This window comes from Pseudomonas sp. NPDC089554 (assembly GCF_050280645.1).
GTDB lineage: Bacteria > Pseudomonadota > Gammaproteobacteria > Pseudomonadales > Pseudomonadaceae > Aquipseudomonas.
On the sequence record NZ_JBNNVR010000012.1, the window covers coordinates 19,675 to 41,637 of the forward strand.

Genomic DNA, 21,963 nt, shown 5'->3' on the forward strand with positions numbered 1-21,963 from the left:
TCGTTCAACCGCAGTAGTAGCAAATGGGCATGAGTATAAACCGCAAGGGGCGCACTGATGACCATCACGCGCCAGGTAGGTTCTTCCACCAGGCGCAGAATTCATCCAGTGCGGTGTACAGGCTCACCTTGGGTCGGTAGTCGAGATACTGCCGCGCGCGGCTGATGTCCAGGGTGAAATCCTGGCTCATCACCTGCATCGCGGTGCGCGACAGGGTCGGTTGCGGGCGCCCCGGCCAGAGCATGCAGGCCGCCTCGTTGACCGCCGCCGCGCTGTAGGCCAGGCCGTAGGAGCGGTAGCGGGTGACCTGCGGCAGGTTCATCTGGCGCATCACGTAGTTCACCACATCCCACAACGGCAGCGGCTGGCCGTTACTGATGTTGTAGGCCTGGCCCAGTGCCTGTTCCTCGGCGAACAGCGCGCTGAGCAAGGCATCGTTGAGGTTGTGCACGCTGGTGAAGTCGACCTTGTTCAGGCCATTGCCGATGATTGCCACGCGCCCTTTGGCCTGCATGCGCATCAGCCGCGGGAAGATGCTGGTGTCGCCCGCGCCGGTGACGAAGCGCGGTCGCAGGGCAAGCACTTCGAGGCCGAACTCCTGGGCGCCGAACACCTTCTGCTCGGCCAGGTGCTTGGTCAGCGCATAGTGGTCGTGGAAGCGGCGCGGCACCTGGTCTTCGCGAATATCCAGGCGCGAGCGGCCAGTGAAATAAATAGACGGCGACGACAGGTGCACCAGGCGCCGCACGTGCTCCTTGAGGCAACCTTCGACGATGTTTTCGGTGACCACCACATTGCCCTGGTGGAAGTCCTGGTAACGCCCCCAGGTGCCCACCGCACCCGCGCAATGCACCACCGCATCCACGCCCTGGCACAGCCGCCGAGCGACCTCGGCATCGCCCAGGTCACCCGGCATGAACTGCGCACCGCGCTTGACCAGGTGCTCCATGCCCTCGGCGCGTCGGCCGCTGACCCGCACCTGAAGGCCCTGCTCCAGGGCGAAGCGTGCAAAGCGCCCGCCAATGAAGCCGCTCGCGCCGGTGACCAGAATTAACATGTAGGAAGACTCCGCCTTACCAAATTACACAGGGATGCAACTGACGCCGCTCATGCCGGGAACGGCACCAACCAGTCCGGCGCCGCCTGGCGCAGGTGCTCGGTCAGTTGCGCGAGCAGTTGCCCGCCATTGCGCCAATGATGCCAGTACAGCGGCACGTCGATGGGCGTATCGCTACAGATTTCCACCAGACGCCCGCTGGCCAGTTGCTCACGGGCCTGTAGCTCGGGCACCAGTCCCCAGCCCAGACCCGCTTCGGTCATGCGCAAAAAGCCCTCGGACGATGGACATAAATGATGCAGGAAACCTTCATCGATCCCCAGTGAAGACAGGTAGCGGTGTTGCAGGAAATCGTCCGGCCCGTACACCACCGCCGGGGTGCGAGCCAGCCGCGCCACCTCGAACCCCTGCGGGAAATGCCGCGTCATGAACGCGGGGCTGGCCAGCGCCCGGTAGCGCATGCCCCCCAGCGGCAGGTTACGCGCCCCAGCCACCGGGCGCTCGCTGGCGCACAGGCAGGCCGCCACTTCGCCCGCACGCATGCGCTTGAGGCCCACTTCCTGGTCTTCCACCACCAGGTCCAGCAGCACCCGCTGCCCGGCGCAGAAATCACCCACCGCGCTGGCCCACCAGGTCGCCAGGCTGTCGGCATTGAGTGCCACCCGCAGACGCTCCGGCGCGCCCTCCTCATCCAGTGCCGGCACCTGGCGCTGCAAGTCACGTTCGAGCAGGCGCACCTGCTGCACATGGTTGAGCAACTGCCGCCCCACCTCGGTGGGGCCAGGCGGTGCGCTGCGCACCAGCACCGGCTGGCCGACCCGCGCCTCCAGCAGCTTGATGCGCTGGGACACTGCCGACTGCGACAGGCCCAGCACCTGCGCTGCACGCTCGAAACCGCCTTGCTCGATCACAGCGGCAAGGGCGGCGAGCAATTTATAGTCGAACATCGATTTTCCTAATGCAGGATCAGCGTTATTGGTTTTTCTTATACAGGCCACCTCGCCATAATGGCCAGCATCTTCTTCGATCATCTGCGCAGCCTGCCTGGCCTGCGCCAGTGGAGTGTCCCCGCGATGTGGCAAAGCTATATGAACGGCCTGCTGGTGGCCTTCGGCCTGATCATGGCCATCGGTACCCAGAATGCATTCGTCCTGGCGCAGAGCCTGCGCCGCGAGCACCACCTGCCAGTGGCGCTGTTGTGCGTGGTGTGCGACGCCATCCTGGTGGCGGCCGGGGTGTTCGGCCTGGCCACGGTGCTGGCGCACAACCCGACCCTGCTCGCCGTCGCCCGTTGGGGGGGCGCGGTGTTCCTGATATGGTACGGCGCCAAGGCACTGCAACGGGCGTGCTCGAAACAGAGCCTGGCGCAGCCGCAAGGCCAGGGCTTGCGCTCGCGCCGTGCGGTGCTGCTCAGCGCCCTGGCGGTGACCCTGCTCAACCCCCATGTGTACCTGGATACGGTGCTGCTGATCGGCTCGCTCGGCGCCCAGCAAAGCGTGCCCGGCGCCTATGTGGCCGGTGCCGCCAGCGCATCCCTGGTGTGGTTCTTCACCTTGGCGCTTGGCGCGGCCTGGCTAGCCCCATGGCTGGCACGCCCCAGCACCTGGCGGCTGCTCGACCTGATGGTGGCGGTGATGATGTTCGCGGTGGCAGCGCAGCTGATCTTTGCCTGAGAGCGCGCTGCACACCTTCGGTAACCGCTCTGGAACCTTTATTCCCTACGGTTGTTGCGTGGTTATGCGCAGGGGCTGGTGCTATGATCCAGCCCCTGCGTCGCAAAGAGTACAAACTCGCCGACGCTCATAGGGCCGCCCGTGATCGGCCTTGCGCAAACCGCGAACTAGACCTGAATCAGGAGATTCCACCATGGCTTTTGAATTGCCGCCGCTGCCGTACGCCCATGACGCCCTGCAGCCGCACATCTCCAAGGAAACCCTGGAGTTCCACCACGACAAGCACCACAACACCTACGTCGTGAACCTGAACAACCTGGTCCCAGGCACCGAATTCGAAGGCAAGACCCTGGAAGAGATCGTCAAGACCTCCTCCGGCGGCATCTTCAACAACGCCGCCCAGATCTGGAACCACTCCTTCTACTGGGAATGCCTGTCGCCAAACGGTGGCGGCCAGCCTAGCGGTGCCCTGGCCGATGCCATCAGCAAGGCCTTCGGTTCCTTCGACAAGTTCAAGGAAGAGTTCACCAAGACCTCCGTCGGCACCTTCGGCTCCGGCTGGGGCTGGCTGGTGAAGAAGGCTGACGGTTCCCTGGCCCTGGCCAGCACCATCGGCGCCGGCTGCCCGCTGACCAGCGGCGACACCCCGCTGCTGACCTGCGACGTCTGGGAGCACGCCTACTACATCGACTACCGCAACGTCCGCCCGAAATACGTCGAGGCGTTCTGGAACCTGGTGAACTGGGAATTCGTCTCCCAGCAATTCGAAGGCAAGACCTTCAAGGCCTGATTTTTCTCAGACCTGTAAAAACCCGGCCTTGGCCGGGTTTTTTTATGGCTTTTGGCTAGCATGCCTCACCCAACCCTCTTGCTCGCAGCCGATAGCGCGCTAACATCAATCTTCTGGAAAGTTGACGCAGCGCACTCAAGTCTCAGGACCGAACAACCGATACAGTGCCGAGGGGCAGATCCATCGACGTAGCGTCGAATGCCGCGGCAACCGGTCAATAGTGTATTGCCAGCATTTGATGGCAAAATAATGGCACGCGCATGGATTAAGGAAACCCCATTGAAGCTGGAATTTCGGAACAGCTTATCCGTCAAGTTGCTCAGGGTGGTGCTGCTTTCGGCGCTGGCGGTCGGTGTCGTCCTCAGTTGCGCACAGATCGTCTACGACGCCTACAAGACGCGCCAGGCCGTCAACCATGACGCCCAACGTATCCTCGATATGTTCCGCGACCCGTCCACCCAGGCGGTGTACAGCCTCGACCGGGAAATGGGCATGCAGGTCATGGAAGGGTTGTTCCAGGACCAGGCCGTGCGCATGGCGGCCATCGGGCACCCCAACGAAACCATGCTGGCGGAAAAATCCCGTCCATTGCAGGACGCGTCGTTGCGCTGGCTGACCGACCTGATCCTCGGCCAGGAACGCACCTTCACCACCCAGCTGGTCGGTCGCGGTCCCTACAGCGAGTACTACGGCGACCTGAGCATCACCCTGGATACCGCAGGCTACGGCCAGGGTTTCCTGATCAACGCCGTGATCATCTTCATTTCCGGAGTGCTGCGGGCCATGGCCATGGGCCTGGTGCTGTACCTGGTCTACCACTGGCTGCTGACCAAGCCGCTGTCGAAGATCATCGAGCACCTCACCCAGATCAACCCCGACCGTCCCAGCCAGCACCAGATTCCCCTGCTCAAGGGCCACGAGCGAAATGAACTGGGTATTTGGGTCAACACCGCCAACCAGTTGCTGGCTTCGATCGAGCGCAACACGCACCTGCGCCACGAGGCGGAAAACAGCCTGCAACGCATGGCCCAGTACGACTTCCTCACAGGCTTGCCCAACCGCCAGCAGTTGCAACACCAGTTGGACAAGATCCTCACTGACGGCGGCCGCCTGCAACACCGTGTAGCAGTTTTGTGCGTGGGGCTGGACGATTTCAAAGGCATCAACGAACAGTTCAGCTACCAGGTAGGCGATCAGCTGCTGCTGGCCCTGGCCGACCGCCTGCGTGCCCACAGCGGCCGCCTCGGCGCCCTGGCGCGCCTGGGGGGCGACCAGTTCGCCATGGTCCAGGCCAATATCGAGCAGCCCTATGAGGCCGCCGAGCTTGCCCAGAGCATCCTCGACGACCTGGAAGTGCCGTTCGCCCTCGACCTGCAGGAAATCCGCCTGCGCGCCACCATCGGCATCACGCTGTTCCCCGAGGACGGCGACAGCACCGAGAAGCTGCTGCAAAAAGCCGAGCAGACCATGACCCTGGCCAAGGCCCGCTCGCGCAACCGCTACCAGTTCTACATCGCCAGCGTCGACAGCGAGATGCGCCGGCGCCGCGAACTCGAGAAAGACCTGCGCGAAGCCCTGCCCCGCAACCAGCTGTACCTGGTGTACCAGCCACAGGTCAGCTACCGCGACCACCGCGTGGTCGGGGTCGAGGCGTTGCTGCGCTGGCAGCACCCGGACCTGGGCATGGTGCCGCCCGACCAGTTCATTCCCCTGGCCGAGCAGAACGGCAACATCATCAGCATCGGCGAGTGGGTGCTCGACCAGGCCTGCCGCCAGCTGCGCGAATGGCACGACCTGGGCTTCGGCGAGCTGCGCATGGCGGTCAACCTGTCCACCGTGCAGTTGCACCACAACGAGCTGCCGCGGGTGGTCAACAACCTGTTGCAGATCTACCGCCTGCCGCCACGCAGCCTGGAGCTGGAGGTTACCGAAACCGGCCTGATGGAAGACATCAGCACCGCCGCCCAGCACCTGCTGAGCCTGCGTCGCTCCGGCGCGTTGATCGCCATCGATGACTTCGGCACCGGGTATTCCTCGCTCAGCTACCTGAAGTCGCTGCCGCTGGACAAGATCAAGATCGACAAGAGCTTCGTGCAGGACCTGCTCGACGACGACGACGATGCCACCATCGTGCGTGCCATCATTCAGCTGGGCAAGAGCCTGGGCATGCAGGTGATCGCCGAAGGCGTGGAAACGGCCGAGCAGGAGAGCTACATCATTGCCCAGGGCTGTCACGAGGGGCAGGGTTATCACTACAGCAAACCCCTGCCATCCCGCGAGCTGACGGCGTTCCTCAGGCAAGCGCAGCGCAACCAGGTCTCGGTCCTCTAGCCTGGCACCGACAATGCCCGCACGCGGGCATTTGATGAAATCCGTGGCAAACCCTTTACACCAAATGCAAATCTTTCGCATTATGTTGCGGTTTGGCGTGCCACTACGCACGGTTCACCCACTCGACGCAGGAAGACCACAATGATTCGAATGCCTCTGGCCTCCGCCAGTCTGCTGGCCATCGCCATCGCTCTCGCCGGTTGTGGCGAAGGCAAGGATGACAAGGCCGCCGCGCCGCAAGCCCAGGCACCTGCTGCCGCCAGCACCGCCGCCGCGACGCCGGGCGCTGTCGATGAAGCCGCCGCCAAGGCCGTGGTCAAGCACTACGCCGAAATGGTCCACGCCGTGTACAGCGACTCGCTGAGCACCGCCAAGCAGCTGCAAACCGCCATCGATGCATTCCTGGCCAAGCCCAACGACGACACCCTGAAGGCCGCCAAGGATGCCTGGGTTGCCGCCCGCGTGCCTTACCTGCAAAGCGAAGTATTCCGCTTCGGCAACACCATCATCGACGACTGGGAAGGCCAGCTGAACGCCTGGCCGCTGGACGAAGGCCTGATCGACTACGTCGACAAGAGCTACGAGCACGCCCTGGGCAACCCGGCCGCCAGCGCCAACATCATCGCCAACACCGAGATCCAGGTGGGCGAAGAGAAGGTCGACGTCAAGGACATCACCCCTGAGAAGCTGGCCAGCCTGAACGAGCTGGGTGGCTCCGAGGCCAACGTCGCCACCGGCTACCACGCGATCGAATTCCTGCTGTGGGGCCAGGACCTCAACGGCACCGGCCCAGGCGCGGGCAACCGCCCGGCTTCCGACTACCTCGAAGGCCAAGGTGCCACTGGCGGCCACAACGACCGTCGCCGCACCTACCTGAAGGCGGTCACCGACCTGCTGGTCAAGGACCTCGAGGAAATGGTCGGCAACTGGGCGCCGAACGTCGCCGACAACTACCGCGCAAGCCTCGAGGCAGAGCCTGCCAACGATGGCCTGCGCAAGATGCTGTTCGGCATGGGCAGCCTGTCGCTGGGCGAACTGGCCGGCGAGCGCATGAAGGTTTCCCTGGAGGCCAACTCGCCTGAAGACGAGCACGACTGCTTCAGCGACAACACCCACTACTCGCACTTCTACGACGCCAAGGGTATCCGCAACGTCTACCTGGGCGAGTACACCCGTGCCGACGGCAGCAAGCTGACCGGCCCGAGCCTGTCGTCGCTGGTGGCCAAGGTCGACCCGGCCACCGACGCTACCCTGAAGGCGGACCTGGAAAGCACCGAGGCGAAGATCCAGGTGATCGTCGACCACGCGCTCAAGGGCGAGCATTACGACCAGCTGATCGCCGCCGACAACGCCGCCGGCAACCAGATCGTGCGCGACGCCATCGCCGCGCTGGTCAAGCAGACCGGTGCCATCGAGCAGGCCGCAGGCAAGCTGGGTATCGACAACCTGAACCCGGATACCGCCGATCACGAGTTCTGATCGCAGTTGGGCAGGTGACAGAGGCGGCCTTCGGGCCGCCTTTTTTGTTCAGTGCCGGTCGGTTAGATGACAGCCTTTTCATGCAGCAATTGCAAATTGCTCTTATTCCGCTTCCCCCAGTTTGCTAAGCTTGCACGCCGGTTTTGCCCCCACACCCAGGATCATCGATGTCCCTGCTTCGCCCAAGCCTCCTGCTGCTGGCCCTCGCCCTGGCCGCCTGTGACGACGCTCCGCGTTTCACCCAGGCCGAGCCCGGCGAAGCGCTGTCGGGTGGCCAGGCGACCGTGCTGCGCAGCGACCGCAACGCGTTCGCGATGCCCTCGGCCAACCTCACGCCCGAGCGGCGCCTGGATTTCAGCGTCGGCAACAGCTTCTTTCGCAGCCCCTGGGTGATCGCCCCGTCCACCACCACCGCGCGCGACGGCCTGGGCCCGCTGTTCAATACCAACGCCTGCCAGAACTGCCATGTGCGCGATGGCCGCGGCCACCCACCCGAGCCTGACGCCAACAATGCGGTGTCGATGCTGGTGCGCCTTTCTCTGCCCGACCAGCCCGCCTATGCCAAGGAAATCGAGCGCCTGGGCGTAGTACCCGAACCCACCTACGGCACTCAGTTGCAGGACATGGCCATTCCCGGCGTGAAGCCCGAGGCCAAGGTGCGCGTCACCTACGACACCCATAACGTGGCCTTCGCCGACGGCCACCAGATCGAGCTACGCCGCCCGACCTTGCAGATCACCCAACTCGGCTACGGCCCAATGCACCCCGACACGCGGTTTTCCGCGCGCATCGCCCCGCCGATGATCGGCCTGGGCCTGCTCGAAGCCATTCCCGAGGCGGCGATCCTGGCCAACGAAGACCCGCACGATCGCAATGGCGACGGCATTCGTGGTCGCGCCAACCGAGTGTGGGACGACGCCGTGGGCAAGACCGTGGTCGGCCGCTTTGGCTGGAAGGCCGGGCAGCCCAACGTCAACCAGCAGAACGTGCACGCCTTCGCCGGCGACATGGGCCTGACCAGCACCCTCAAGCCCGAGGACGACTGCACGCAGGCACAAACCGAGTGCCTGGCCGCCCCCAACGGCGACGGCGCCGATGGTGAGAAGGAAGTCAGCGACAACATCCTGCGCCTGGTGACCTTCTACACCCGCAACCTCGGCGTACCCGCGCGGCGCAATGTCGATACACCCCAGGTACTGGCCGGCAAGAACCTGTTCTTCCAGGCCGGCTGCCAAGGCTGCCACACCCCGCAGTTCACCACCGGTGCCAACCCCGAAGAACCCGAGTTGGCCAACCAGCTGATCCGCCCCTACAGCGACCTGCTGCTGCACGACATGGGCCCCGGCCTTGCCGATAACCGCAGCGAATTCGCCGCCGGTGGCCAAGACTGGCGCACGCCGCCGCTGTGGGGCATCGGCCTGACCGAAACGGTCAGCGGCCATACCCAGTTCCTGCATGACGGGCGCGCCCGCAACCTGCTCGAAGCGGTGCTCTGGCACGGCGGCGAGGCCGAGGCGGCACGCCGTCAGGTACTGACCTTCAATGCCGAGCAGCGCGCCGCGCTGCTGGCGTTCCTGAATTCACTTTAAAACGCGCAAGGAGCCGGGCATGTTCCGACCCAAACTGTTGTTCACCAGCCTCGCCGCCATCGCCCTCGGTGCCTGCTCGCCGCAGGACCCACAGGCCGTGACCTCCGCCGCCATCGCCAAGCAGGTGATCCTGCCGACCTACAGCCGCTGGGTCGACGCCGACCGCATGCTGGCCGCCAGCGCCCTGGCCTACTGTGAAGGCAAGGAATCCCTGGACAAGGCCCGCGCCGACTTCCTCGCCGCGCAAAAAGCCTGGGCCGAATTGCAGCCGCTGCTGGTCGGCCCGCTGGCCGAGGGCAACCGCGCCTGGCAAGTACAGTTCTGGCCCGACAAGAAGAACCTGGTCGGTCGCCAGGTCGAGCAGCTGGTCGCAGGCGACACGCCGGTCGATGCCGCTGCCCTGGGCAAGGCCAGCGTCGTGGTACGCGGCCTGTCGGCCTACGAGTACATCCTGTTCGACAGCAAGCCAGACATGGCCAGCGCCGAGCAAAGAGCACGCTACTGCCCGCTGCTGGTGGCCATCGGCGAGCACCAGAAGACCCTGGCCGAGGAAATCCTCAAGGGCTGGAACAGCACCGACGGCATGCTGTCGCAGATGACCAAGTTCCCCAACCAGCGCTACGCGGACTCCCACGAGGCCATCGCCGACCTGCTGCGTGCCCAGGTCACCGCCCTGGACACCCTGAAGAAGAAACTCGGCGCGCCCATGGGCCGGCTGAGCAAGGGCATCCCCCAGCCCTACCAAGCCGAAGCCTGGCGTAGCCAGTCCTCGCTCAAGAGCCTTGAGGCCTCACTCAAGGCGGCCCAGACTGTCTGGACCGGGGTCGACAACAAAGGCCTGCGCGGCCTGTTGGGCAAGGACCAGGACGCCCTGGCGCAAAAGATCGACGATGCCTACGCGACCTCTGCCAAACTGCTGGCCGACAACCAGAAGACGCTGACCGAGCTGCTCCAGGACGACGCTGGCAAGCAGGCGCTCAACCAGATCTACGACAGCCTCAACGTCGTCCACCGCCTGCACGAAGGCGAGCTGGCCAAGGCGTTGAACATCCAGCTGGGCTTCAATGCCAACGACGGTGACTGATCATGCTGCGACGCCAGGCCCTCAAACTCGGTAGCGTTCTGCTCAGCGCCCTGACCCTCGGCGGGTGGAGCCTGTTCCGTAACAAGGGCAGCGAACCGCTGCTGTTGTCGGCGCGCGACGATGCCGATGGCGGGCACTACGCCGTGGGCTACCGCCTGGACGGCACCCAGGTGTTCGCCACCCAGGTGGCCCAGCGTTGCCATGCGATCATCCATCACCCCGAGCAGCCCATCGCGCTGTTCGTCGCGCGCCGCCCCGGTACCGAAAGCTACCTGGTCGACCTGCGCGATGGTCGTCTGTTGCAGACCGTGACCTCACAGCCGAACCGGCATTTCTACGGCCACGCGGTGATCCACAAGGGCGGCGAATGGCTGTACGCCACCGAGAACGACACCACCGACCCAGGCCGTGGCGTGCTTGGGGTGTACCGTTTCGAGGGCGAGCGCCTGGTGCACACGGGTGAAATTTCCACCCATGGCATCGGCCCTCACGAGGTGTCCTGGCTACCGGATGGCGAAACCCTGGTGGTGGCCAACGGCGGTATCCGCACCGAGGCCGAAAGCCGCGTGGAGATGAACCTCGACGCCATGCAGCCGAGCCTGGTACTGATGCAACGCGATGGCACCCTGCTGAGCAAGGAAACCCTGGCCCAGCAGATGAACAGCGTGCGTCACCTGGCGGTCGGCAACGATGGCACCATCGTCGCCTGCCAGCAGTTCATGGGCGGTTCGGATGTGACGGCCGAGCTGCTGGCGATCAAGCGTCCGGGCGAGCCGTTCAATGCCTTCCCAGTGCCGGAGCAACAGTTGCAATCGATGGCCCAGTACACCGCCAGCGTGGCGATCCACAGCGACCTGCGCCTGGTGGCACTGACCGCGCCACGGGCGAATCGATTGTTCATCTGGGACATGGACAGCGGCGCGGTGAAGCTCGATGCGCCGATGCCTGATTGTGCCGGGGTCGGGGCCGTGAAGGATGGCTTCGTGGTGACCTCCGGGCAAGGGCGTTGCCGGTTCTATGACTGCCGAAAGGCGGAGTTGGTCGGGCAACCAATGAACTTGCCGTCCGGGTTGTGGGACAACCATCTGCATCTGGTCTGACATGTTCGGTGCCTACACGGGCCTCTTCGCGGGCAAGCCCGCTCCTACAAGGGCTGTGGTGATCCTGTAGGAGCGGGCTTGTCGGGGCGCCGAACCGCCGCGAATAGGCCGGCACAGGCAACAATTTCCCCCCGCCCCTCCCCACTTCCCGCAAATCAGGCAATACTTCCCCTCAGTGCACATGGGCAGGATCGCCCGCCGTCGTGCCATACCCATAACAACGATTTCCAAGGAACCGGACCCATGCTTCGTCGCCGCATGCTGATCATGCTGGCTGTCGTCTTGCTGATCGTGCTCGCCCTGGCGGGTATCAAGGCATTCTCCATCTATCGGCAGATCCAGATGTTCTCCGCCCCCAAGCCGCCCATCAGCGTGGCGGCGGCCAAGGCCGAACAACGCACCTGGCAGGAGCGCCTGCCGGCGGTCGGCAGCCTCAAGGCCTTGCAAGGCGTCGAACTCAGCCTGGAAGTGGCCGGGACAGTCCGTTCGCTGCACTTCGACTCCGGCCAGCAGGTCAAGGCCGGCCAGCTGCTGCTCGAACTCGACAGCGAACAGGAAACCGCGCTGCTGGGCACCGCCCAGGCCGACTTGGGCCTGGCCAAGGTCGACTACAACCGTGGTAGCCAGCTAGTCGGCGACGCGGCCATCTCACGGGGCGAGTTCGACCGGCTTACCGCCCAGTACCGACGCAACCAGGCCGTGGTCGATCAACTCAAGGCTTCACTGGCCAAGAAAAGCATGCGTGCACCGTTCACCGGCACCATCGGCATCCGCCAGGTGGACATCGGTGCCTATCTCGCCAGCGGCACAGTGATCGCGACATTGCAGGACCTCTCCAGCCTGTACGTCGACTTCAACGTGCCCGAACAGGCCCTGCCGCAGCTCGCCCTCGGCCAGCAAGTGCAAGTGCAAGTGGCGGCCTTCCCCGGCCAGACCTTCAGCGCCGCCATCAGCGCCCTCAACCCCAAAGTCGAGGAAAGCACGCGCAACCTGCTGGTACGCGCCACCCTGCCCAACCCCGATGGCAAGTTGCTGCCCGGGATGTTCGCCAGCCTGCTGGTGCTGCTGCCCGATCCACGGCCACAGGTGGTGGTGCCTGAGAGCGCGATCACCTACACCCTGTATGGCAACTCGGTGTACGTGGCCACCGAGAAGAAGGCCGATGACGGCCAGGTGCAGTTGGTCGCGGAACAACGCTCGGTACAGACCGGCGAGCGACGTGATGGCGTGGTGGTGGTGAGCAAGGGCCTTGAAGCGGGCGAGCAGGTGGTCACCGCCGGGCAGCTGAAGCTCAGCCCAGGTGCTGCGATCCGCATCAGCCAGGACCCGCCCGCACAACCGCCCAGCGGCAAGCCCTGAAGGAGGTTGGCATGGCATTCACCGACCCCTTCATCCGCCGCCCGGTGCTGGCCAGCGTGGTCAGCCTGCTGATCTTGCTGTTGGGTTTCCAGGCCTGGAGCAAGCTGCAGATTCGCCAGTACCCGCAAATGGAAAACGCCCTGATCACGGTGACCACCGCCTACCCCGGTGCCAACGCCGAGACCATCCAGGGCTATATCACCCAGCCACTGCAACAGAGCCTGGCCAGCGCCGACGGCATCGACTACATGACCTCGGTAAGCCGCCAGAACTTCTCGGTGATCTCGGTCTACGCGCGTATCGGCGCCGACAGCGACCGCCTGTTCACCCAACTGCTGGCCAAGGCCAACGAGGTGCGTAACGAACTGCCGCAGGACTCCGAAGACCCGGTGCTGAGCAAGGAAGCCGCCGACGCCTCGGCGCTGATGTACATCAGCTTCTATTCCAGCGAGATGAGCAACCCGCAGATAACCGACTACCTCTCGCGGGTGATCCAGCCCAAGCTCGCCACCCTGCCGGGCATGGCCGAGGCGGAGATTCTCGGCAACCAGGTGTTCGCCATGCGCATCTGGGTCGACCCGGTCAAGCTGGCCGGTTTTGGCTTGTCGGCCAGCGATGTGACCAGTGCGGTGCGTCGCTATAACTTCCTCGCTGCGGCAGGCGAGGTGAAGGGCGAGTACGTGGTCACCAGCATCAACGCCGCCACCGAGCTGAAGTCGGCCGAGGCGTTCGCCGCGCTGCCGGTCAAGACCGAGGGCGACAGCCGCGTGCTGCTGGGCGATGTGGCGCGGGTGGAGATGGGCGCGGAGAACTACGACACGGTCAGCTCGTTCGATGGCACCCCCTCGGTGTACATCGGCGTCAAGGCCACGCCGGCGGCCAACCCGCTGGAGGTGATCAAGGAGGTGCGGGGCATCATGCCGCAGCTCGAAGCCCAGCTGCCGCCGGCGCTCAAGGTGTCCATCGCCTATGACGCCACGCTGTTCATCCAGGCGTCCATCGACGAGGTCATCAAGACCCTCGCCGAGGCGGTGCTGATCGTCATCGTCGTGGTGTTCCTGTTCCTCGGCGCGCTGCGCTCGGTGCTGATCCCGGTGGTGACCATTCCGCTGTCGATGATCGGCGTGCTGTTCTTCATGCAGATGATGGGCTACTCGCTGAACCTGCTGACGCTGCTGGCGATGGTGCTGGCCATCGGCCTGGTGGTGGACGATGCCATCGTCGTGGTGGAGAACATCCACCGCCACATCGAGGAGGGCAAGACGCCCACCGACGCGGCCCTTGAGGGCGCGCGGGAAATCGCCATGCCGGTGGTGTCGATGACCATCACCCTGGCGGCGGTGTACGCGCCGATCGGCTTCCTCGAAGGCCTGACCGGCGCGCTGTTCAAGGAGTTCGCCCTGACCCTGGCCGGCGCCGTGGTGATCTCCGGCATCGTCGCCCTGACCCTGTCGCCGATGATGTGCGCCCTGCTGCTTCGCCCCGAGCAGAACGACAGCGGCCTGGCCCACCGCCTGGATGTGATCTTCGAGCGCCTGAAGGTGCGCTACCAGCGCCTGCTGCATGGCACCCTGGACAGCCGCCCGGTGGTGCTGGTGTTCGCGGCCATCGTCCTGTGCCTGATCCCGCTGCTGCTGATGTTCACCCACAACGAGCTGGCGCCGGAGGAAGACCAGGGCGTGATCTTCATGATGAGCAGCTCGCCGCAACCGGCCAACCTCGATTACCTGAACGCCTACACGGACCAGTTCACACCGCTGTTCAAGACCTTCCCCGAGTATTACTCGTCGTTCCAGATCAACGGCTTCAATGGCGTGCAAAGCGGTATCGGCGGTTTCCTGCTCAAGCCCTGGAACGAGCGCGATCGCACACAAATGGAGCTACTGCCGCTGGTGCAGGCCAAGCTCGAGGGCATCGCTGGCTTGCAGATCTTCGGCTTCAACCTGCCCTCGCTGCCCGGTACCGGTGAAGGCCTGCCGTTCCAGTTCGTGATCAATACCGCTGGCGACTACCCGGCGCTGCTCGAGGTGGCCCAGCGGGTGAAGGACCGCGCCCAGGCCTCGGGCAAGTTCGCCTTCCTGGATATCGACCTGGCCTTCGACAAGCCCGAGGTGGTGGTGTCCATCGACCGCGCCAAGGCGGCGCAGATGGGCGTGTCGATGGATGCCCTGGGCGGCACCCTGGCGACCTTGCTGGGCGAGGCTGAGATCAACCGCTTCACCCTGGAAGGCCGCAGCTACAAGGTGATCGCCCAGGTCGAACGGCCCTACCGCGACAACCCCGGTTGGCTGAACAACTACTATGTGAAGAACGACCAGGGCCAATTGCTGCCTTTGTCGACGCTGATCACCCTCAGCGACCGCGCAAGGCCGCGCCAGCTCAACCAGTTCCAACAGTTGAACTCGGCGATCATCCAGGGTGTGCCGATGGTGAGCATCGGCGAGGCACTCCAGACCGTACGCGACATCGCCCGCGAGGAGGCCCCGGAAGGCTTCTCGTTCGACTACGCAGGTGCCGCGCGCCAGTTCGTGCAGGAAGGCAGCGCGCTGTGGGTCACCTTCGGCCTGGCCCTGGCGATCATCTTCCTGGTGCTGGCGGCGCAATTCGAGAGCTTCCGCGACCCGTTGGTGATCCTGGTGACGGTGCCGTTGTCGATCTGCGGGGCGCTGCTGCCGCTGTTCCTCGGGGTGTCGAGCATGAACATCTATACCCAGGTGGGGCTGGTGACGCTGATCGGGCTGATCAGCAAGCACGGCATCCTGATCGTCGAGTTCGCCAACCAGCTGCGTGTGGAGAAGGGCCTAGGGGTGCGCGAGGCGATCGAGGAAGCGGCGGCGATTCGCCTGCGGCCGGTGCTGATGACCACGGCGGCCATGGTATTCGGCATGGTGCCGTTGATTCTGGCTACCGGTGCGGGGGCGGTGAGCCGCTTCGACATCGGTATCGTGATTGCCACGGGGATGTCGATTGGAACCTTGTTCACCCTGTTCGTGTTGCCGTGTATCTACAGTTTGCTGGCGCATCGGGCTACAGAGCCTCGGGCTGCGGTGCCCCAACAACACGAACCTCAAGGCTAGAAACACCAAGGCCCCGCATCAGCGGGGCCTTGGTCAGTCGCTTGAGCAGCGGTCAGCCAAACGGCCGCAACCCCTGGCGCATGCCGAACAGGAACAACAGCAGGTCCTGGTCGGGCTTGGCGCTGCTCGCCTCGTCGTGCTTCGCCACACGCGGCGACGCACACTGGCTGAGCAACTCGCCCTTGCTGAACACCGTCGGACGCGGCTCTTCCCAAGCAGCGACCGCCACGGTGGTCACCGCCAGCGCACCCAACAGAAAAAAAGCTCGAGCTATTTCTAGTTTCATTACCCTAACCCTTTGACAGCGCTGCCAAACGCCATCTGGTAAAAATAGAGCAGGGTTTGCCATTCTGCAGGCTCGAGTGACGAATGGCGCCTCAACTGACGCAGGTCGTTGTAGGCCGCACGCTGGCAGCTGATACGCCGACGGCATTTCTCCAGGTCCAGCAGGGCCACTTCGGCGCGGGCCTGTTCCCCTTCGCCCAGCACCTTGACGAAGACATGCTTGCCATACAGGCAGCCATGCTGCCAGTGGCCCAGGTGCATACGCGCCAGGTTGTCGGCCAAGTCCTTGAGCATGCGTTCGTGCAGCGCCTGCGGGTAATGCTCGCGCGCACCGCTGGCATGCCAGGTATCCAGGTCGACGAAGCCATCGAGCGCCTCGCTTACCAGCAAGGCCCGCCACTGGTGTTCGGCATCGCGCTCGGCACCACAGAAGACGATGCGCGGTACCCGCACACCCAGTTGTTCCACACTCTGCAAGGCATCGACCTCGCGCAGCACCGTCGGGCGGCCGAACGGGTGCAGCAGGCTGCGGTAGATGTGGCCGACCTGGCGCTTGGCGTAGAGCAACTGGCCATTGCCGTCGTCCAGGCGCTGCACGCCGCTTTCACCACCCCGACGCTGGTTGGGCGCTTCCACCCACTCGCCCTGCTGCTGCCAGTAGTAGTCGAACCGCGACGCCTGCCCTTGAGCTGTAGCCTTCAAACCCTCACCCCTTGCGCAATACATAGACACGCCACATGGCGTAGAACGGCAGGAAGTCCAGGCGCTCTTGAACCCTGAAGCCGGCAGCAAGGAATTCCTGCTCAACCGTATCTGCAGGTAACACGAAGCGGTTCTGGTAACTGTCCTGCATCGTTTTGGCGCGACGACGTTCTTCCAGCTTCTTGCGCCGCCAGGCTTTGAAATTGCCATCTACCCACAACGAAAGGATCACGCTATCGCGGCTAACCCTTTGAAATTCATTGAGAATTTGTTTTCTGTGCGCAGCATCGCCGATATGGTGGAACAAGCGCATGCAGAAGATGCTGTCCACGGCGTTGTCTGGCAGGTCGATGGCAAAGGCTGAAGTTTGCAAGGGGCGTACCCGGGCCACCACTTCCGGCGCTTGTGACGCACAGGCTGTCTCGATCATCGCCTCCGAGTTGTCGGCGCCGATGATCACGCGGTTGGGCTTTTCCGCCAGCAGCGGCCAGAAACGGCCTGCGCCGCATGGCAGGTCGAGCACAAGGCCCGGCTCGCCAGCCAGAGCGAGGGCACGGCGGGCCAGTTGCTCGTCACGCTGGTGGGAAAGACGACGGGCCAGGCCGTCCTGGTGCTTGAGGAAGTAGTCCTGAGCGTGTTGCTGGTCGTACTTGTCGGAAAACTCAAGCTTGGTGGGGCTACGCATACGGCATCTCCTGATTCCAATGCCGCTACCTTAGGCGGTAGAGCGTTGGCGCCAGGTCATGCCGATGTGAAAAATCCATTACATCAAACAGTAAAGTCTTACAAAAATTTACTCTCGGTCTGACACCTGATCCTCAGTATCCGCCTCTCCTTGCAGGCCCGTACCCTGGCTCAAATCGACCTGGAACCGGCAGCCATGGGGTGCACTGGCGGTCAGTGTCACGCGCCAGCCCTGGTCGTCGCAGATCCGCTGCACCAGCGACAAGCCCAGGCCAAGGCCCTCGCCGCGTCGCTCGTCGCCGCGCACGAAGGGACGGAACATTGCCTCGCGCTGCTCTTCCGGAATACCCACGCCGCTGTCCTCGACGCTGAAACCGTAAGGTTCCAGACTGAGGCGGATATAACCGCTGTCGGTGTAGTGGGCCGCGTTGCGCAGCAGGTTGCCCATGACCGACTGCAGGAAGGTGGCGTTGTACAGCACAGGGCTCGCACTGACCCGGCCGTCGTAGTAAAGGGTCAAGCCTTTCTGCTCGATGGTGTCGCGCCATACGCCGGTCAGGTCGTCGGCGACCTCGCGCAGGCTCAGGCGCGAGGCCACGGCACCTTCGTCGCGCTGGGCACGGGCGAGCATCAGGAAGGTCTTGACCAGTTCACGCATTTCTTCGGTGGCCCGGGCGATCCGCTCCACCTGGTTGCGCGAGCGGCTATCCAGGCCTGGGTTTTCCATCAACAGCTCGCACGAGGTGGCCAGCACCATCAGCGGCGTGCGCAACTCGTGGCTGACGTCGCTGGTGAACAGACGCTCGCGGGTCAGCGCATCGCGCAGGCGCCCGAGGGTATCGTCGAAGGCCGCCGCCAGCTGGCCGACCTCGTCCGCCGCGTAGTCCGGCGCCAGAGGCGGCGCCAGGCCCAGCAACTGGTCACGGTGGCGCACCTGGCGCGCCAGGCGAATCACCGGCGCCATCACCCGGCGCGCCAGCAACCAGCCAAGCACCGCAGCCAACACCAGGCTGAGCAGGAAGCCCACCACCACCACCGCGAACAGCACGCGCTCGCGCTCTTCGAAATCGCTCTGGTCCTGCAGCAATACATAGTGGCGACCATCGACCACCTCGACCATGGCGTGGTACGACAGCTGGTCGCGGAACACTTCGTGGAAGCCTGGTTGCAGGTGGCGCAGGTCCTTGGGCAGCTCGAAATCATCACGCCCGCCGCTGAAGTAGAACAGCTGGTCCGGACGTGGGCGGTGGCTCCAGTCGCTGACACTGTCCATGCGCAGCAGGCGTTGCAGGTCGCCGCCCAGCACCGAGGAGATCAAGCGCTCCTCGACCAGGTGCACGGTGGCGACGATACCGAAGGCGAAGGCCCCCGCCACCAGGGCGCTCATCAGCGCGAAGGCGATGATGATGCGCTGGGCAAGGCTTTGCTTAAACTCCATCGCGACCCTCGGCGAGGCGATAGCCGACGCCATGGACGGTATGCAGCAGGGGTTTGTCGAACGGCTTGTCGATCACTTGGCGAAGCTGGTGGACGTGGCTGCGCAGGCTGTCGCTGTCAGGGCAGTCGTCGCCCCACAAGGCTTCTTCGAGCACCTCGCGGCGCAGCACGTGGGGGCTCTTCTGCATCAGTACGGCGAGCAGCTTGAGGCCTACCGGGTTGAGCTTGAGCAAGCGGCCCTGGCGGGTCACTTCGAGGGTGTCCAGGTCGTAGTTCAGGTCGGCCACCTGCAAGGCCCGTCGGCCACCACCCTGGGCACGGCGCAGCACGGCCTCAATGCGCGCGGCCAGCTCCGACAGGGCGAACGGCTTCAGCAAGTAGTCGTCGGCACCTGAGCGGAAGCCTTGCAGGCGGTCGTCCAGCTGGTCGCGGGCGGTCAGCATGATCACCGGGGTATCGCGGCGGGCGTCTTCGCGCAGGCGCTTGCACAGGGTGTAGCCATCGATACCGGGCAGCATGATGTCCAGCACGATCAGGTCGTAGTGTTCGGTGGCAGCCAGGTGCAGGCCCGACAGGCCGTCCTGGGCGCAGTCGACGGTGTAGCCTTTCATGCCCAGGTAATCGGCCAGGTTAGCGAGGATATCGCGGTTGTCTTCAACCAAAAGAATACGCATCGGGGTCTCCTGTGCGGCGCTTTCGCTCTGCGCGGCAGGGCGCAGCTTACGGTCATCGGTCACGCTTCGCCAGCCTTGGGCGAAATTCACTACAACTGACGGTTTTTTCACTGATCCTTCACGGACAAAGCATAGTGCCACGTCGAGAATGGCCGATCCTTTACCCCTGGAGCTGCCATGCCTGTTGCCCGCCCTCGCCCGCTCAACCTGTGGTTGTGCCTGGGTATTCCCCTGGCCACCGTGGTGGCGCTGCTACTGCTGGAAAGCACTTCCCTGGACATGGACCTGGCCACGCTGATGTTCGATCCGGCAGCCGGACAGTTCATCGGCCGCCACAGCTACTGGCTGGAAAATATCCTGCATGACCGGGTCAAGCAGGGTGTGATCGTGCTCGGCCTGCTGGCCCTGCTGGCGTTCGGCATCAGCCTGCTCTGGTCGAAGCTGGGCAGCTGGCGCCGCGAACTGGGCTGCCTGGTGCTGGCGCTGGGGCTGTCCACGGCGTTCGTCACCCCGCTCAAGGAACTCACCCAGGTGCAGTGCCCATGGAGCCTGAGCCAGTTCGGCGGCAAGCAAACCTACAGCAAGCTGCTGGAGGCCCGCCCGGTCACCGACAAGCCAGGGCTGTGCTGGCCAGGTGGGCATGCCGCCACCGGGTTCTGCCTGTTCGCGCTGTTCTTCGCCTTGCGCGACCGCAAGCCACGGCTGGCGCGTGTGGCCTTGGGGGTGGCGCTTGCGGCGGGGTCGCTGCTGTCGTTCGGGCGCATGCTGCAAGGGGCGCACTTCTTGTCGCACAACCTGTGGACAGCGGTGTTCTGCTGGTTGATCGGGCTGGGTTGTTATTATCTGGTGCTGTATCGCCGAGGCATGGCGGTGGCGCCCGTGGCGCAGGGCAGCGTTGCCTGAAACGGGCGTTGCCGAGACGAAAAAAGCCCCGACTCTCACGAGCCGGGGCTTTTTCATACAGCTTAAGCGGGTAAGGCTGGCTTACATCATGCCGCCCATGCCACCCATGCCGCCCATGTCAGGCATGCCAGCAGCTGGCTTGTCTTCCGGCAGGTCAGCAACCATGGCTTCGGTGGTGATCATCAGGCCACCGATGGAAGCTGCGGCTTGCAGGGCCGAACGGGTGACCTTGGCTGGGTCCAGGATACCCATCTCGATCATGTCGCCGTATTCGCCGGTAGCGGCGTTGTAACCGAAGTTACCCGAACCTTGCTTGACCTTGTCGGCAACAACGCTTGGCTCGTCGCCGGCGTTGGCGGTGATCTGACGCAGCGGGGCTTCTACCGCGCGGCGCAGCAGGGCGATACCGACGTTCTGGTCTTCGTTGTCGCCTTTGAGCTCGGTGATGGCAGCCAGGGCGCGAACCAGGGCAACACCACCGCCAGGCACCACGCCTTCTTCGACGGCTGCGCGGGTAGCGTGCAGGGCGTCTTCAACGCGGGCTTTCTTCTCTTTCATCTCGACTTCGGTGCCAGCACCGACCTTGATCACGGCAACACCGCCAGCCAGCTTGGCCAGGCGCTCTTGCAGCTTCTCACGGTCGTAGTCCGAGGAAGTCTCTTCGATCTGGGCGCGGATCTGCTTGACGCGCGACTCGATGTCGCCGTCAGCGCCAGCGCCGTCGATGATGGTGGTGTTTTCCTTGGACAGGATCACGCGCTTGGCGTTACCCAGGTGCTCCAGGGTGGCAGTTTCCAGGGTCAGGCCGATTTCCTCGGAGATGACCTGGCCGCCGGTCAGGGTGGCGATGTCTTGCAGCATGGCCTTGCGGCGGTCGCCGAAGCCAGGTGCCTTGACCGCAGCAACCTTGACGATGCCGCGCATGTTGTTGACCACCAGGGTGGCCAGCGCTTCACCTTCGACGTCCTCGGCAACGATCAGCAGCGGGCGACCGGCCTTGGCAACGGCTTCCAGTACTGGCAGCAGTTCGCGGATGTTGGAGATCTTCTTGTCGACCAGCAGCAGCAGCGGGCCTTCCAGCTCGGCGACCATGGTGTCTGGCTTGTTGACGAAGTACGGCGACAGGTAGCCACGGTCGAACTGCATGCCTTCTACGACGGACAGTTCGTTTTCCAGGCCCGAGCCTTCTTCAACGGTGATCACGCCTTCTTTACCGACTTTTTCCATGGCTTCGGCGATGATTTCACCGATGGAGGTATCGGAGTTGGCGGAGATGGTACCTACCTGGGCGATGGCCTTGGAGTCGGCGCATGGCTTGGACAGGTTCTTCAGCTCGGCGACGACGGCAGCGGTGGCCTTGTCGATACCGCGCTTCAGGTCCATTGGGTTCATGCCGGCGGCAACGGCCTTCAGGCCTTCGTTGACGATGGCCTGGGCCAGGACGGTAGCGGTGGTGGTGCCGTCACCGGCAGCGTCGTTGGCCTTGGAAGCGACTTCCTTGACCAGCTGGGCGCCCATGTTCTCGAAGGCGTCTTTCAGTTCGATTTCCTTGGCGACCGAAACACCGTCTTTGGTGATGGTCGGCGCGCCGAAGCTCTTGGCCAGGACAACGTTGCGGCCTTTCGGGCCGAGGGTGGCTTTTACAGCGTCAGCCAGAACGTTGACACCAACGAGCATTTTCTTACGGGCGGAATCGCCGAATTTTACGTCTTTAGCAGCCATGATCGTTTAATCCTTGG

18 protein-coding genes are annotated in these 21,963 nt (G+C 64.1%); 10 read left to right on the forward strand and 8 right to left on the reverse strand.

The window, feature by feature from the left end; translation table 11 throughout:
- Positions 1–64: 64 nt before the first annotated feature.
- Both ACQKPE_RS05940 and ACQKPE_RS05945 read right to left on the reverse strand, forming a co-directional pair.
- A complete protein-coding gene (locus ACQKPE_RS05940) occupies positions 65–1,057 on the reverse strand; it encodes an NAD-dependent epimerase/dehydratase family protein (protein ID WP_427664046.1) in 993 nt (330 codons plus the stop codon).
- A gap of 50 nt (positions 1,058–1,107) precedes the next feature.
- Positions 1,108–2,004, reverse strand: coding sequence for a LysR family transcriptional regulator ArgP (locus ACQKPE_RS05945; protein WP_427664048.1), 897 nt, complete (start codon positions 2,002–2,004; stop codon positions 1,108–1,110).
- Positions 2,005–2,130: 126 nt separating this feature from the next.
- Here ACQKPE_RS05945 and ACQKPE_RS05950 point away from each other — a divergent pair, with 126 nt between their 5' ends.
- The 9 genes from ACQKPE_RS05950 to ACQKPE_RS05990 all read left to right on the forward strand — a co-directional run bounded on the left by ACQKPE_RS05950 (position 2,131) and on the right by ACQKPE_RS05990 (position 15,539).
- Positions 2,131–2,730, forward strand: coding sequence for a LysE/ArgO family amino acid transporter (locus tag ACQKPE_RS05950; protein WP_427664151.1), 600 nt, complete (start codon positions 2,131–2,133; stop codon positions 2,728–2,730).
- 193 nt (positions 2,731–2,923) lie between these two features.
- Entirely contained in the window at positions 2,924–3,520 is a 597-nt protein-coding gene (locus ACQKPE_RS05955; protein ID WP_427664050.1) for a superoxide dismutase, read from the forward strand.
- Positions 3,521–3,799: 279 nt separating this feature from the next.
- Positions 3,800–5,851 carry a putative bifunctional diguanylate cyclase/phosphodiesterase gene (locus ACQKPE_RS05960; RefSeq protein WP_427664052.1) on the forward strand — a complete coding sequence of 684 codons (2,052 nt, stop codon included), beginning with the start codon at positions 3,800–3,802 and terminating at the stop codon, positions 5,849–5,851.
- Positions 5,852–5,992: 141 nt separating this feature from the next.
- Positions 5,993–7,330: an imelysin family protein gene (locus tag ACQKPE_RS05965; RefSeq protein ID WP_427664054.1), complete on the forward strand. Its 1,338-nt coding sequence runs from the start codon at positions 5,993–5,995 to the stop codon at positions 7,328–7,330.
- Positions 7,331–7,497: 167 nt separating this feature from the next.
- Positions 7,498–8,919 (forward strand): di-heme oxidoredictase family protein, encoded by a 1,422-nt coding sequence (locus ACQKPE_RS05970; protein ID WP_427664056.1) that lies wholly within the window; start codon positions 7,498–7,500, stop codon positions 8,917–8,919.
- 19 nt (positions 8,920–8,938) lie between these two features.
- Positions 8,939–10,003, forward strand: coding sequence for an imelysin family protein (locus tag ACQKPE_RS05975; protein ID WP_427664058.1), 1,065 nt, complete (start codon positions 8,939–8,941; stop codon positions 10,001–10,003).
- Positions 10,004–10,005: 2 nt separating this feature from the next.
- Positions 10,006–11,103, forward strand: a complete 1,098-nt coding sequence (locus tag ACQKPE_RS05980) for a DUF1513 domain-containing protein (protein WP_427664060.1) — start codon at positions 10,006–10,008, stop codon at positions 11,101–11,103.
- A 243-nt stretch (positions 11,104–11,346) separates the two neighbouring features.
- The gene (locus tag ACQKPE_RS05985; RefSeq protein WP_427664062.1) at positions 11,347–12,462 is read left to right on the forward strand and encodes an efflux RND transporter periplasmic adaptor subunit; all 1,116 of its coding nucleotides are present in this window, start codon (positions 11,347–11,349) and stop codon (positions 12,460–12,462) included.
- A gap of 11 nt (positions 12,463–12,473) precedes the next feature.
- On the forward strand, positions 12,474–15,539 hold the full coding sequence (locus ACQKPE_RS05990) for a multidrug efflux RND transporter permease subunit (RefSeq protein ID WP_427664064.1): 3,066 nt from the start codon (positions 12,474–12,476) through the stop codon (positions 15,537–15,539).
- A 52-nt stretch (positions 15,540–15,591) separates the two neighbouring features.
- Here the strand turns inward: ACQKPE_RS05990 and ACQKPE_RS05995 are convergent, their stop codons facing one another.
- The 5 genes from ACQKPE_RS05995 to colR all read right to left on the reverse strand — a co-directional run bounded on the left by ACQKPE_RS05995 (position 15,592) and on the right by colR (position 19,321).
- Positions 15,592–15,825 carry a hypothetical protein gene (locus tag ACQKPE_RS05995; RefSeq protein WP_427664066.1) on the reverse strand — a complete coding sequence of 78 codons (234 nt, stop codon included), beginning with the start codon at positions 15,823–15,825 and terminating at the stop codon, positions 15,592–15,594.
- Complete coding sequence (locus tag ACQKPE_RS06000) at positions 15,825–16,550, reverse strand: lipopolysaccharide kinase InaA family protein (RefSeq protein ID WP_427664068.1); 726 nt, start codon at positions 16,548–16,550, stop codon at positions 15,825–15,827. The genes ACQKPE_RS05995 and ACQKPE_RS06000 overlap by 1 nt, the downstream gene beginning before the upstream one ends.
- Positions 16,531–17,211 (reverse strand): class I SAM-dependent methyltransferase, encoded by a 681-nt coding sequence (locus tag ACQKPE_RS06005; RefSeq protein ID WP_427664070.1) that lies wholly within the window; start codon positions 17,209–17,211, stop codon positions 16,531–16,533. The genes ACQKPE_RS06000 and ACQKPE_RS06005 overlap by 20 nt, the downstream gene beginning before the upstream one ends.
- Before the next feature lie 108 nt (positions 17,212–17,319).
- Positions 17,320–18,648 (reverse strand): sensor histidine kinase, encoded by a 1,329-nt coding sequence (locus tag ACQKPE_RS06010; RefSeq protein WP_427664072.1) that lies wholly within the window; start codon positions 18,646–18,648, stop codon positions 17,320–17,322.
- On the reverse strand, positions 18,638–19,321 hold the full coding sequence (gene colR / locus ACQKPE_RS06015) for a two-component system response regulator ColR (RefSeq protein WP_427664074.1): 684 nt from the start codon (positions 19,319–19,321) through the stop codon (positions 18,638–18,640). Before colR ends, ACQKPE_RS06010 begins: the two co-directional genes overlap by 11 nt.
- Positions 19,322–19,498: 177 nt before the next feature.
- On the opposite strand from colR, the gene ACQKPE_RS06020 reads away from it, so the two are divergent.
- Positions 19,499–20,224, forward strand: a complete 726-nt coding sequence (locus tag ACQKPE_RS06020; protein WP_427664076.1) for a phosphatase PAP2 family protein — start codon at positions 19,499–19,501, stop codon at positions 20,222–20,224.
- Between the two features lie 81 nt (positions 20,225–20,305).
- Here ACQKPE_RS06020 and groL read toward each other — a convergent pair whose 3' ends face one another.
- Positions 20,306–21,946 carry a chaperonin GroEL gene (groL, locus tag ACQKPE_RS06025; RefSeq protein WP_427664078.1) on the reverse strand — a complete coding sequence of 547 codons (1,641 nt, stop codon included), beginning with the start codon at positions 21,944–21,946 and terminating at the stop codon, positions 20,306–20,308.
- Positions 21,947–21,963: the final 17 nt, after the last annotated feature.